Annotated in this window: 7 protein-coding genes and 2 pseudogenes; 3 read left to right on the top strand and 6 right to left on the bottom strand. The window is 62.6% G+C overall.

The genetic code is table 11. The features are described 5' to 3' along the window. Positions 1-743 precede the first annotated feature (743 nt). On the bottom strand, positions 744-998 hold the full coding sequence (locus IVA92_RS00770; protein ID WP_256464882.1) for a low affinity iron permease family protein: 255 nt from the start codon (positions 996-998) through the stop codon (positions 744-746). A gap of 792 nt (positions 999-1,790) precedes the next feature. Beyond that, on the bottom strand, positions 1,791-4,007 hold the full coding sequence (locus IVA92_RS00765; protein ID WP_247277197.1) for a VCBS domain-containing protein: 2,217 nt from the start codon (positions 4,005-4,007) through the stop codon (positions 1,791-1,793). 301 nt (positions 4,008-4,308) lie between these two features. Here IVA92_RS00765 and IVA92_RS00760 point away from each other — a divergent pair, with 301 nt between their 5' ends. Together IVA92_RS00760 and IVA92_RS00755 are read left to right on the top strand one after the other, a co-directional pair. Then, positions 4,309-4,929 carry a FecR domain-containing protein gene (locus IVA92_RS00760; RefSeq protein WP_247277196.1) on the top strand — a complete coding sequence of 207 codons (621 nt, stop codon included), beginning with the start codon at positions 4,309-4,311 and terminating at the stop codon, positions 4,927-4,929. Between the two features lie 23 nt (positions 4,930-4,952). Continuing rightward, positions 4,953-5,750 (top strand): tetratricopeptide repeat protein, encoded by a 798-nt coding sequence (locus IVA92_RS00755; protein ID WP_247277195.1) that lies wholly within the window; start codon positions 4,953-4,955, stop codon positions 5,748-5,750. Positions 5,751-7,105: 1,355 nt separating this feature from the next. Here IVA92_RS00755 and IVA92_RS00750 read toward each other — a convergent pair. After that, complete coding sequence (locus IVA92_RS00750) at positions 7,106-7,318, bottom strand: GreA/GreB family elongation factor (RefSeq protein ID WP_247277194.1); 213 nt, start codon at positions 7,316-7,318, stop codon at positions 7,106-7,108. Positions 7,319-8,216: 898 nt separating this feature from the next. Next, positions 8,217-8,552 carry a hypothetical protein gene (locus IVA92_RS00745; RefSeq protein ID WP_247277193.1) on the bottom strand — a complete coding sequence of 112 codons (336 nt, stop codon included), beginning with the start codon at positions 8,550-8,552 and terminating at the stop codon, positions 8,217-8,219. A gap of 349 nt (positions 8,553-8,901) precedes the next feature. Between IVA92_RS00745 and IVA92_RS00740 the strand changes: the two genes are divergently transcribed. Next, complete coding sequence (locus IVA92_RS00740) at positions 8,902-11,274, top strand: AI-2E family transporter (RefSeq protein WP_247277192.1); 2,373 nt, start codon at positions 8,902-8,904, stop codon at positions 11,272-11,274. A 529-nt stretch (positions 11,275-11,803) separates the two neighbouring features. Here IVA92_RS00740 and IVA92_RS00735 read toward each other — a convergent pair. Both IVA92_RS00735 and IVA92_RS00730 read right to left on the bottom strand, forming a co-directional pair. Next, a pseudogene (locus IVA92_RS00735) lies at positions 11,804-12,324 on the bottom strand (PHB depolymerase family esterase). Between the two features lie 402 nt (positions 12,325-12,726). After that, a pseudogene (locus IVA92_RS00730) lies at positions 12,727-13,117 on the bottom strand (CopG family transcriptional regulator); the annotation flags it as partial. Positions 13,118-13,864: the final 747 nt, after the last annotated feature.

Below are 13,864 nucleotides of genomic sequence, written 5' to 3'. Positions count from 1 at the left end.
CGGCTCGGCGGTTATCTCGCCCGCGCCAGCGATCCGCCACCCGGCAATACCGTCATGTGGCGCGGGCTGTCACGCCTCACCGACATAGCGCTAGGTGTCGTGGTCGGAGGAGAATTTGTGGGTAATTGAAAGCCTCACCGGACGGTTACGCCGCGAAGGCGCCAGGACGCGAACAAGGACGTCTTCGCGACCGCATCTAGCGTCTGCGCGGCCGCTGGCAAGCGCAACGAGATACAAATCGTTAGCCTTACTTGGATGGCTTAGTGGCCGGCGGTCGCTTCGCTGCTGGCCTGCGCGAGATGATCGTCTCCACCTTCTTCAGCGTCTGTGCAAACTCAGATCGAAGATACTGTTCGTGCTTCGGGTCTGTAGGTTCCGAGAGGAATGCAATCTTCACGAGGAAGCGGTTCAGTAGCGACGCTATCGTAAGGTTGCCCGAGTGTTGCGAGCGCAGGGCCGTGAGTTGCCGACGCATCTCGATAAGATCAAGTTTTCCGTCGTCTGAGTGCTGTTTCAATAGAATGGCCTGCAATCAAACGAAGCCGCCGCGTCGAATATGATGGCGCGACGGCTTCGCCACTGGGGACCGGACTAACGGCAATGTCCGGCCGTTAGAAGCTATCGCTCCTTAGCTTCGCTGCAATGAAAGCCTGAAATTAAACTTGATGTCGCGGTGGCGGGTTAAGTCTGGAACCGCGAGGGAGGAGCATCCAACGTGATCGAGCCAGTCAGACCGCCAAGGCTCACGAGGCACGGACCTGTGCTCGCTGCCGCTCGACTTCCTCAGCGTCCTTATTGTCTACAGTCATTAGGGAGTTCTTGGCATCGCCATGAACCTTCAGCAGTTCGTCGAGCTTCGCATGAATGGACTGCGTGTCGCGGTGCTCGGCGCGCTGGATCACGAGGGTCATTCCCCAGGTCGCGAGAGTAGCGCTTAGTCCAGTCGGCGCCGTTCCGGGGTAGGACGCGGCCCGATCGCTCGCCCGGATGACTAGCATCCGACGGCCGTCGTGCTTCACTTCGTGGACCCATCAGGTCCAGCCGGCACGGCTTTGGCCCGTTACCCAGAACTCAAAAACTGTGGGCATGCGCAAGAGATAGCCAAGCCAGCGGTTGTATGTCAGGGCGCCGGCTGTCCAACAGAAATGGCCCCAGCTCCGGGGGCTATGATAACAGCTCGGGCCGACAGGGATGTGCCTTGGGTAAGGCATCCGGAAAACTTGGCAGGTAAAGCCTTCCGTTTTCGCCCCCACAGGCAATCAGCGGTCTTTATCCTCTTTGCATCCTCTTCGCCGTTTGGGCTGCCGTCGGCGCCGCCATTACCATAGCCGTTGTTGCGATGAGGGCCGGCCGGCGCGGCGCCAGACCTTGCGATGCATACGACGTGAGAGACGTCGACGGCAGGAGCGCTATGGCCGGAGGTGTCACGGCGGCAAACTTGCCACAGATCTTCAGGAATTCGCGTCGTCGTCTGCTTGCCTTGTCATAGCATCTTCCGCACGTCATCAACCGTTCAAGCTGCCTCGGGTTTTGCATGCCGGTTTCCGCGCAGCGGGCACCGGCATGGAGGTCGCCAACCTGCTTAGTGGGGCGGCATTCGTATGCCAACGACGCCCACAGGTCGTGGCGCGGGGCCCATATCAAAGCGCATGCATCCGGCCGACCTCGGTATACGATACCGGCGGCAAGCTAAATCATACAGTATTCGATTAGGCGCGTCGTGGAGTTGATTTGCTGCGCACCTCTTCATCCGCAAAGCCGCCCGGAGGCAACGAAGGCATCGGCGAGCCTCAGACGATCAGATCTTGTTGGAAGGGCAGGTGTAGGCCCTGGCCAGCAACCTCCTGCTCGCCGAAACGCCAAGCATCCGCCGCTGCATCGGCCGGATGGGGCCATGCGGTCGCGGCGGAATCGTCCTCCGGATGGAGCGCGGCGACAGGGGCCGAGGAAACGGCCACCGGCGCCGTCAGGCTCGCATGCTGCTGTTCCGCACCCGCCTCGAAATGGAACGCGGACTCGGCCTGCTCGCGTAAGCCTTGGTCCCCGACGCTTTGGATGACCACGGTCACGACTTGGGGCGTGCCGTCGATCGTGGTCACGGTGAAAGTGTCGGTCAGCGCGTCGCAAGCCCTCAAGGCCTGGACGGCGGGGTTGTCGAGCGCGAGCACATAGGTCCACGTGCCGCAGGTGGTCATCGTGAAGCTGCCGTAGCCGTTGTCGCTGGCCTGCGGACATGTTGTCGCTGTGAAGGTGTCGTCGGGATTGTCGACGTCCCTGTCGGACAAGGTGCCGCTGGCGCGTGGCGGAGGGTCGCAGGAATTGCTCGGCTCGGTCACGCGTCCGCAAGTATCGCCGCAGACGACCGCGGCGTCGTTGCTGCCCTCGATCGTGACGGTCACCGTCTGTGCCGTACCGTCCGCTGCCCTCACGGTGAAATCATCCGTCAGCGCCTGACCTGCGTTAAGCGCCTGCACCGCGCAATTGCCGTTGTCGAGCGCGAAGGTCCAGTGCCCGTCCGCGGTCATGGTGAAGCTGCCGTAGCCGTGGTCGCTCGGCTCCGGACATTTGACGGGGTCGAACGCGTTCGACGGACCGTCGACGTCGGTGGCGGTCAGAAGGCCGCACGCGGTCGGGACGCCCTGCGCCGAATTGTGGACCCCGCCCGCTTCAACCACGCGACCATGGGTGTCCCCGGAAATGACGGCCGGATCGTCGGCGCCTAGGATGGTCATCGTCATGACCTGCGGCGTGCCGCCGATGGTGGTCACCGTGAACGTGTCGGTCAGGTTCTGGCATGCCGCAAGCGCCAGCACCGCGGCGTTGGCGGGATCCAGCGCGTACGTCCAGTGCCCGTCGGCCGTTATCGTGTAGCTACCGTAACCTTTGTCGCTGGTATGCGGAGAGTTCACCGCCGTGAACGTGTTGGCCGGATCGTCGACGTCGGTATCGGTGAGCGTGCCGGTCGCGGTCGGGACGTCGGGTGCCATGGACGCCGCCACGATTGCGGCGGCGGTCATGGCACCCGCCGCGACGGATCCATCCGTCTCGCCGCTTATCGCCGCCGCGTCGTCGGTGCCGGCGATCTCGACCGTGAAGGTCTGGCTCGCTGAGGCAAAGCCGTCAGACGCCATGATCGTGAAGCTGTCAGTGCTCGGCGCCTTCAGCGCGTTGATGGCGTCGTTGTTCGGCACGTAGGCGTAGGCGCCGGTCGCGCTGTTCAAGTACAGGATTCCGAAGGAGCCGGCCTTCTCGACGTCGTAGCTTGCGCCCGCGAACGTGGAGGGGCCGACCGCGCCGCCCGCGATGCCAAAGATCGGCGTCGCGCCGGAGCCGAAGCTCGCGGCCGAGAAGCTGCCGCTGCTCGCCGAGAACTCGTCGAACGCGACCGTGTCGACCTCGACGGGGCCCGACCCGAGTGTCAGCGTGGGTGGCGAATGGATCAAGGGCGCATCCGGCGCGAAACTGGCCGGCACCACCAGCCCGGGAAGGGCATGTTGTGGAATGGGCCCGTCCGGCGGCTGGAAGTCGATCGGGTGCGGCGACTGATCGACCGCTTCGCCCGGAGGCGTGCCGGATCCGCCCGGGCCATGGTCTTTCGAGTAATTGGCGAGCACGTCCTGCTGCTGGTTCTGCAGGTCCTCCATTCGCGAAGCGCTGTTGGCGACCTGCGCGAAGCCGACGGAAGATCCGGTCCTGCTGAGGATGACCGTCTGCCCGGGATCGTCCACGATGATATGCCGCGGCACCGCCTCCTTCGTGACGAGTTCGAACGTGCCATGCTCGAACCCCTTGTAAGTGATGGAGGCGTCGTCGAACAAGGCGAGATCGGGATCGGCGGCCCACGCCTCCTTCAGCGCCGACAGGATCAACGTGAGGAAGGACAGCCCTCCGGCCCATCCGAGTCCCGCAACGACCGCCGACTCCCTTGCGCGCTGGCCGCGGACGGACGCCGGACTGCGTTGGTCCGGCGCCGGCCAAAGACCGCTGAAGACACCTGCGAGCGACATCCTGAACGCCTCGCATGCTGCCGCTTCCGCCGACGCGGCCGGACCGATCGACCGATTGTAAGTCGCCACCCGCCGAGATTTCCGGTTCGACGCCAGCCTACGCTTTGTCGTCCCGAGGGCCCTTCACAAATTGTTGATTCGGTGTGCGCAAATGCGCTCTTTTGTTAGTCCGGAGCGGTCAGGACCGCCGTCCCCCACGACTGAAAACGATAGTCGCAACGTGCGATGTGGTGCGCCGGGCGCGGCTCTGCCATTATTCCGCGGGGGTGAAAGCGGGCTCTTCACGGACGGGAGCGGACGCATGCGCGGACAAAGGACGGTTGCAGGACTCCTCGGCCTTTTGCTCGTGGCGGTGGCGTGTCCGCCTGCGCGGATTTGGGCGCAGGAGGTCAAGCCGATCGGCAAGGTCGTGACCGTCGCCGGCAAGGCAACGATCGAGCATATCGATGCCGCGGTCGTGCAGGCGAGACTGTCCGACGACAGGGCCGGAGCGAAGCTCGGCGATCCAGTCTATCGAGGCGACGTCGTCAGGACCGGCGCCGACGGCCGCCTCGGTATCAATTTCGCCGACGGCAGCTCCTTCAGTCTGTCGAGCAACGCCAGCATGGAAATGAACGAGTTCGTCTACGATCCGGACGGCAACCACAATTCGACCCTGATCAGCTTGACCAGAGGCACCTTCACCTTCGTCGCTGGCAGCGTCGCCAGGACCGGCAGCATGAAGGTGGACACCCCGGTGGCGACGTTGGGGATCCGGGGCACCACGCCCCATATCGAGCTCTCCGAGGACGGCACGGTCAAGTTCGCCACTTTGATCGAGGACGGTAAGGACGCCGTCATGAAGCGGAAGGCCGGTCCGGTCGTTGCGCCTCCCCGGCAGGGCAGGGTCGACCGCGCTCTCGGCGTCTGCCGGGGATGCTGAAGGTCGTCCGGACGGCGCCAGTTATGATCCTGCTGCTGGCCGTCCCCGCGTCGGCGCAGAAGCCGGAGAGTCAATTCCGGAACGTCGAGCTGTGCAACGCCACCTCGTCGCCGGACCGGAGGATCGAGGCCTGCTCGGCCTTCATCGCGGCCGGCCGTGGCGGGCCGCAGGCCATGGCCGTCGCCCACAACAACCGCGGCATCGGCTACGCGGCCAAGGCCGACTACGACCGCGCCATCGCCGACTTCGACGCGGCCATCCGCATCGATCCGACCTTCGCCAAGCCTGTCAACAACCGCGGCGCGGCAAGACTGAGGACGGGCGACTACGACGCGGCGATGGAGGATTTCGACCGGGCCATCGCCCTCCAGCCGACCTACCCCGGTGCCTTCGTCAACCGCGCCGAGGCCTGGCTAAAGAAGGGCGATCTCGTACTCGCCGAAAGAGACTATGCCGCGGCGACTCGCCTGAATGCCGACATGGAGGGGGCTTGGAGCGGCCTTTGCTGGATCCGGGCGAGCACGGGCGACCCGCAGGGCGCGGTGGAAGCCTGCGACAAGGCGATCAGGTCGGGCGCGCATACGGCCGCGACCTACGATTCCCGCGCGCTCGCCCACCTCAAGGCTGGACGAATCGATGCGGCCATAGCCGACTACGACGCCGCGTTGCGCATCGACCCTACGCTCGCCGCCGCGCTGTACGGCCGGGGCCGGGCGAAGATCCGCCGCGGCGAGACCGCTTCAGGAGAAGCCGACGTTGCGGCCGCGAAAGCTGTCCGGGGCGATATCGCCGACGAGTTCGCGCGCTACGGCGTGCGGTAATCCGTCCTCAATGCATGCCCCTCCGAGAAGACCATCGCCTCGCGAGGCTCGCGCCGATGGTAGTTTGGCTCACTCATGAGCTTTGGTCGCAAAGGGAGTGAGTTGTCGACTGGGAACCGTATCAGTACTGCGGCTGGTTCTAGCCGGGCATTGCGTACTCTTCAGCTTTCGGCAGGGAGCCGACGGCCGCGTGAGTAGCTGCGGTGGCAAGCTACAGTTTGTCGGCCGCTGAGAGAGGCCGGGGAAGGGTAGGGCACTTCGCAATCCGTCGCATCGCAGGAATTGGCCGACCGTTATCGATCCCGTCCAGCTGTCGTGAGCTTGTCGGCTCTCGGCGGATTTTGTTGTAGAACTCGGTTGAGCAAGACCTCGAACGGTGATTCCGTTGTGTTTGACGCGAGTCTCGGGCGAGGTCGATGCATGATGGGCCGTCTGAAGAGTGACCGGCCACATATTCCGTCATCGACAAGGCAAAGCGAGAGGATGGCACCTTCTCTCGTGACGACTTCGATGTGATCCGGCCGGTGACGTCTAGCTAGCACTGCCCAGTCGGAAAGCAGCTCGGGACGAGCGGCACAGTACAGCGGGCAAGACGCTTCCGTACCGCGCAAGCAAGCTCGACTGCGATGTATGCCCATTTAAGCCGCAGTTCTGCCCAAAGGAGCCCCTCGCGCAAGATTCCGCGCGACGTCCATGAACAGGCCGAGACGTTGCACGCGCCTTTCGCTGGCACGGAGGGCTTTGCACAGTCGCGACGTGAGCGAAAGAAAATTGACATGCGCTTCGCACACCTGAAGCGCCCATCCTGAAGCTCGGCCGACTTCGACTGCGTGGATCACGAAGCGCTCAAAATGACTTTGTTCTCGCTGCCATCGCTCAGAACTTGGGGCGACTCGCAACCATGGTCGCGCGGCCGCCACCAGCACAAGCCGTGTGCATCGCGTAGAGTTGGAGTTGCGTAGAGAGCGTGAGGGCCGGCCGATCAAAGCCGGTCGTCCTTAGCGAGACGGCCGAACGATCCATCCTAACAGCCGACTTCTGCAACGAATCGCCGTGGAACGGACGTTCACGAATTGGCGGACGTCTCTAAGCGCTACAGGCAGACGTTGACCAAATCTCTCTCTTGAGATGCACCTTGCAGCTATCTGTCCTTTAAGTTCCGTGGACGGACGGGATCGGCGACTCGTCGTGGTGACCGCTGCGGTCACTGAAGAACATCTGCGCGAACGAGCCCGCAGCAGATCGGCAGCAAAAGAATGCTCCGAGACCAGCGATCCAGCCGTGCCCATTCAGCCACGCTGCCAACTCCCGGATCGAGACAGCGCAAACGCCCGTGAAGATTCGCGCAACCCTTCTCAGGAAGCAGCGAGAACGGTCAGCCCCCTGTTGCGCTTGTCGGGAGTCTCGAATTCGATCCGCTGTCCGACCGACAGGCCGACCAGGGCTGCGCCGACAGGGGTCAGCACCGAGATCCGGTTGAGCTCGATGTTTGCCTTGTGAGGATAGACCAGCAGGATCTCTCGGCTCGCACCGGTCTCGTGATCCCGATAGGTCACTTTCGACCCCATCCTAATCACACCTCGCAGGTCGTTCTCTTCCGTGACCGTCGCGCGTTCCAATTCTCGCGCAAGGGCGGAAATAGGAGCTGAGACGTCGCGATTGATCTTCTGTGATCTTGATCGGCGGCAACGACGGCTGTTCTCGTCGACTCTCGGCTTCGATGTTAGGCATTGATCTCTCCTATGCTGCAGCCGGTCGGGGGTCGTCATCATCGAACGGCATTGGTCGACTCGCACCTCTCCGGAAGAGCGAGACGATTTTTGCATCTGATTGGGTTACGTTTTGGACCCTGAGAACGTTCAGACAGCCAGCGACGAAGTATGGCATTTTGATCGCCGACCTGCAGTCCGATCAAAGCCGCATCGAGCGGAGTTAACACCGAAATGCGGGCGGGATCCGGCCAACACTCCTCGGGCAAAACCAATTGCACGGTGCGACGCGGAGCGCCTCAATTCGTGCAAAAGGTGACCCATAGGGCTAGCGCGCTCGGCCAGCGTGTTGGCGGCATGGCGCCGCGCTGAAGAAAGCCTTGTAGATGAACCGCGGGTCGAGCTGAGATAGCCTAATCTCGTTCGGCGGCTCGTCGACCACGGCGGCCGAAAGCTTCACGTTGTGCCCGCAGCGATAGTCTTAACAGAATACGACCAGATCGCGGACGCCGCTTTCGCACATCGGGGGCGGCCATCGGGCTCAGTGCCTGTGGTACGTTGAACTGTCATTGCGGAAGTACCTTCCAAATTATCGATTGCTAGCGTCAACTCCTGTTCCGCAAACATCGATACCGGCACTCTCGCCAATCGTTTGGCTCAGCTCCGCCTGGAGTTCTAAAAAGGGTTCTGGGAAAGCTGGCGATAGCCTAGCGCTCGAGGAGCGGCTGCTTTCGCCGGTCCACGGGATCCTCGAAGATCAGGTCGGGAAGGCAGTACAGAAGCTTGCCTCGTGCCGGGAGCGTTTTGAAGCCGTGAAAATGCGAAATCCCATCCTTTCCGATCCTAACGAGTTGCCATCGATCACGGCGTTGCTTTGGACCCCTGGAGCGCCGTGGCGACCTGATGCAGGTGCGGCTGATTGATTTTGCCGTTGTAGGCTGTAGACCGTGACTTTGCTGCGTTCGATTTCGGGGATCACGCGGAAGACCTCGTAGGTGTCCTCGAGTGCCCAACTGGGATCATCGAACGTCCCGTCCGTCAGCCTCGCTAGCATCGAGTGCAGGCCCTTCAGCAGGGTCGATGTCCGGCTCATAGCCAATTCATCAAAAGCGCATGCGCCATATCTCGACCATCCTCCAGAAGCCGGAACGTCGCCGCGCGCAACTCATGGCTAGAACGGCATTGTCGTCCGCGAAAACGCGGTCTGGGGGCAGAAAGCGTCATGCCGTGTGTCCGGTAAACGCGCCACGCCGGGAGACGCGCCCTGCTGGACAAGATCACTGATGGTCCCCCGAAGGCCAGGGGCGGGCCCCGGGAGGGAGCCTCGCCTGTCTGCGGATCGACGAGGTGAAGGTCGCCATTGCTTTGAATTTCGCAGTAGTCCTTGGATCGGATTGACTGCTTCGGGGTTGACTCGTGCTCCCAATCTAAAGGCCAGGCGCATGGCCGAGTTGCATCCGACATCGCCGCAGCGACTTCCAGTTCAGACCGCAGCTTCTCCTATTCTGACGGCGGGTGGCATCGTGCTCGCGATCGGAAGTCTTTATTTCGGCAGCGAAATCTTCGTTCCTTTCGCGCTCGCCATTCTTCTGAGCTTCATTCTGACACCCATGGTTAATTGGCTGAGGCGCTGGAGAGTGCCCCGCATCGCAGCGGTTCTGATGGCTGTAACGCTTGCTTTTATCGTGGTCGCAGCCGTCGCCCTGGTCGTGGGCCGCCAGCTCGTCCAACTTGCCGACAATCTCCCAAAGTACCAGAGCACTATAACGGAGAAGATCCACTCCTTGCAGAAATCGGCGCCGGGCGGTGGCGTCCTCGACAAGGTCACCACGACAGTCGAGGACCTTGGCAAAGAGATCTCCGGCGAGCAGAAAAGGACACAAGCGGAGCAGCCCGGGTTAGCGGCGGGTGCGCGGACACAAGAACCCGTCACGGTCAGGCTGGCGCCGCCCCAGCCTAAGCCCCTCGAGCTCATTCGTTCCGTCATCGGTCCTTTGCTAGCGCCGCTAGCGACCGCTGGGCTGGTCGTGATCTTCGTGATTTTCGTGCTGCTCGAGCGGGAAGACTTGCGCGACCGATTCATCAAGCTTGCAGGAGCCGGTGACCTCCAAAAGAGCACGCAGGCCATCAATGACGCTGCCGCCCGGGTCAGTCGGTACTTGGTGATGCAGCTGATCGTGAATCTGAGCTACGGAATTCCGATCGGCATGGCGCTCTACTTCGTGGGCGTGCCAAACGCGATTCTGTGGGGACTACTCGCCGCAGTGCTCCGGTTCATCCCTTACCTGGGTCCCTTCATTGCGGCGCTGTTCCCGATTGCCCTTTCGATCGCGGTCGATCCCGGCTGGACCATGCTGTTCTGGGTCGTCGGCCTGTTCCTGGTGGCCGAACTCATCAGCAACAATGTCGTTGAGCCTTGGCTGTATGGCTCCAGCACGGGCCTGTCATCGCTGGCCATCATTGTCGCCGCGATTTTCTGGACCATGCTGTGGGGGCCGGTCGGGCTATTTCTTTCGACGCCTCTGACGGTCTGCGTCGTCGTTATCGGACGCTATGTCCCACAGTTGGAGTTTCTGGGCATTCTCCTCGGTAGCGATCCGGTCCTCGCTCCCGAGGAGCAGCTTTACCAGCGCCTACTGGCCGGCAATGTGGAGGAGGCAGTGGAGATCGCAGAGGAATACGTGGATGAAACGTCCTCATGTGAGTTTTACGACAACGTAGCGATTCCTGCTCTTCGCCTCGCGGAGAACGACAGGCAGCGCAGCACCGCCGACACAAATTATCGTCGGCTCGTCGCGGAAACCGCCAGCTTCGTTGTGCGGGAGGTCGAGGACCACGTCCGGGACAATGCTGCGTTGGACGACGGTCCTCCCGCCGCCGAGCGTTCATCGGTGCTTTGCATTGCAGGACGAACGGAGCTCGATCACGCGGCAGCGGAGATGATCGCGCAGGTGCTCCAGGAGCGCAGCTTTGGCGCCAAAGTTTTGCCGCCGATCGCAGTCAGCCGGGGTGCGCTGGGCCAGCTCGCGCTTCATGGTATCGACGCAGTTTGCTTGTCCTATTTTCACCCCCAGCCGCAGGTGTTTGCACGGTACGTCTTTCGTCGGGTGCGCCGCCGCGCCCCCCATCTGAAGCTCGTTGCCTGTTGCTGGAACCTGATGGAGCGTGCCGAACGACCTGAAGAGCTCAAGCAGCAGATGGCGGCAGATGCGGTGTTGGCGTCCGTCCAGACCTGCGTCGACCAGGTGGGCGTATGGATTCGCCGAGCAGCAGTCCGAGGCGAGGCGCTGCAAGTCGCCGGCGAGACGGAGCCGACGCCGGCTGCATCACTGCCCAGGATCGGTTTGGTCGCTTCGCGTCGGCAGGAACTCGACCAGGCCTCCAGGAAGATCGCGCAGGCATTCGACGTGCCGATCGCACTCTTATCGTTCTCCGATGGCGCCGCGCAGGAAGCGCAGGAGAGCCACGAGAATTCGCTGGACGCCCATGTGATTGCCGCCAACGATGTGCTGGTTTCGGAGGACGTTACTGAGGACGCGCGTTTCGTGGATGATCCGCATGTACTGGAGAAAGGTATCCGCTTCTACGCGGGAGCCCCTCTCCGGAGGTCATCCGGTCAGGTCGTAGGCTGCCTCTCGCTGGTCGATACGCAACCGCGCAACTTCCCGGACCAAGATCGTCTACGACTGCAGGATATGGCTAACGCGTTGATGGTTGATGTCGATTGGAGACCGAATGACGGTGAGGTTCACGGGGACGGGCTCAACCGATACGATCAAGTCGATACGTTTCCGAAGACTGGCCGCACCGACTAGGCGCCATCAACCTCGCCGCGAGCGCGCGTGAGGCATGGTGAACGTGGATCGGGCCCAGTGCGCCGACGTGCGGCCATGTGGGATAGAGGCGGAGCCCAAGGCCTTGCCTGCTCGCGTGGGTGTTTCCGCGGAACAATGGCTGCCCGAGCTTGTTCATCGCGGCTTCCAGGATCGTTTGGCCAGCGTCGCAACCCAGAGCTCGAGGAGTCCTCCGCGTCTCGGCAAAGGCGGAGAGGATGGCACGCGAGGCGGCAGCGAAACAGAAGCCAAAGACCTGTTCGGCGCAGACATCAGATCCTCAATGTTGCTAGTTTCGCCAATGCGGGAGCGAATGCTCGAGGAAGAAGCGCAACATTTCCATCCTCGCATCCGGTCCGCCTGGATCGATATAGGAGCCGGCGGGGCTTGCCTCCCGACCAGCGTGTCCGGCTCTGTGGATTTCCCAGTGCTCGGGGATCCCGCGTCCGCCACTGTCGACATGGACCGTGCGGGTATAGGCAAGCCCCCGGTACCCGCCCGCGATCCACCTTCACCGTCGTGCTCGTCCGGCCGATGGATTGCGGGACGATCGACTGCCGTGTTGTTCGAATGCACGTGGTGTCACTGTCGCCCTAGAGGACAATCGTCGGGAGGGGCGGGCGGTCGCCCCGCATTGCCTCGGGTCGCGGCCTTGCTTCATGGCGAGCAGCGCGGAAGGAAGCTCCGTGGCGGAACCGCAGGCCAGTCCGGAATGTATGCCGATCGCTGCGTACAGATCTCCGTAAGTCGATCCATGATGACCGCGGCCGCGGCCCCGGCCGACAGTCCGGCGACGTAGACGTGTTGTGCGTCGACGGAACGGTCGCGCACGACCTGGCGGGTGATGCGTGAGCGAGGGCTCGCCGCCGTCCGTTGCTGGTACGCCGGACGAAACCAATTCCAGCATTTCGCCTGGTTCGTTTCGGCCCGCTGCGCGGGATAGGTCACGAAGCAGGTTTGTTCTTCGGCGACGAAGTTCATCCGGGTGCCGGCGGCGAAATCCTGCGGCGATTGTGTGCAGCCGTGCAGCATGATCGCCAGCGGAATGGACTGAGCCGCTGGGTATGAAGAGCTGGTAGAGCTTGCAGCATCCTACCGCATTTTCGAAGCCGCCTTGAGCGACCTGGCGCCGCCCGGCACGATGTCTGCCAGTGGACGGTGCGGCCCGCCTCAGCGATGCTTTGCGAGAGGTTCTTGGCGAGATCCACCCGCGGACGGACCGTGCGAGGCGGACTCCTCGTCGCGGTGACTTGTGGCTAGGCGTCGATGGTCGGCGGCTTTCTTTGTGTCGCGGTGGAACGGTGTGTGGTGAGGACGGTGGCACCGGTGTCTTCTCACCGCGAAGCATGCATTGGAGCAGCGCGGTGGCCTCGACGAGCTGGCCCGAGCGCCTAGGCGTCTGGCTTCGCGAACGATGTCCAGTTTCAGCATGGTCCTACCTCGTTCTGGAGCGGATGTAACGGCCGGGCTGGCGTGCAGAGCTCCCAGCAGGGAGCGCGAGGCAATACTCACGCGAGCAAGCTTCGGCGTTAGGTCCTGGGCGATGGTGACAAGACCGAGAACATTGATGTGCAGCATCTCGCTCGCCCGCCGCGCCCCTTCGAGATCGTCCCGGCTGAAGTTGCGCAAGCCGGGATCCAGGTTCTTTCGTCCGTGGACTGCTTGACGACGTCGGCGTGACGTTCGAGCTGGTTGCGGATTGCGGTCCGGATGAAATCGGTCCGCTTCGAGTAAAATCCCTCCTGGACCATCAAGTCGACCGACCGAGATCGGCAAAATCAAGATTGACCCGGATTTTCCGTGTCGGGGGCTTTTCAGATTTCATGGACGTTGCTTGCCATCGTTATGGGGGCGTTTCCATCACGGGCAGCACCGACGGGCCCATCGCTTCTTGCCGACGGTTGTCACGTGGTGCTGCACCCTCGATCAATCGATGCCGCCGCGACCGTCGGGCGATCCCGCGTCGCGGACTGCGGGGATGATCGTCGGCGAACTCCGTAGCGCCACCGAGACCACAACCATCGGCGGAGCAGATCAATGCGATCGGCCGCATGGATGCGATCATCGACAACTCTGGCGTCTACACCGGCGGTCAGCGCTTGCGCGTGGGTGCGGGCTCAAGAGCCTGGAGGAAGCCGGCAGCTACGCGACCTCGACGCTCGCCAGCCGCGCCTCCTGAAGGCCGGAAAGTGGGTCCAAAAGCGCAATACCGCTCGTGATACCCACTTTGGCCGCCATTGGACGATCCGACGCGACAACATCGGCCGCCCGCAATGATGGGCGACCACGGCCGCGTGCCGACCTATCCGTTTGCACACAACCAAGACCCGTAGCGGCCCCGAAGAACAGTACCTGATTGTCCTCCACGCCACGGCATCACTCCCGCTGGGACAACCGCGAAATTCATCGCCGACAAGCACCCCACCAAGGTCGCAGCATTTGCCTCATTCGTCATTTGACTTGCTCGATGTAAGGGGCTCATCTTGAAGTTGCCTCTGATGTTCTCAAGCGCGTGGGGATCGGCCTAACACCTGACGGAACGGATAATGGCTGATTGCCGGTGTCTGCCGGG

This window comes from Bradyrhizobium sp. 154 (assembly GCF_023073875.1).
GTDB lineage: Bacteria > Pseudomonadota > Alphaproteobacteria > Rhizobiales > Xanthobacteraceae > Bradyrhizobium.
Note: the sequence above shows the minus strand (reverse complement) of the source record. Positions and strands in the feature narration are given on the sequence as shown.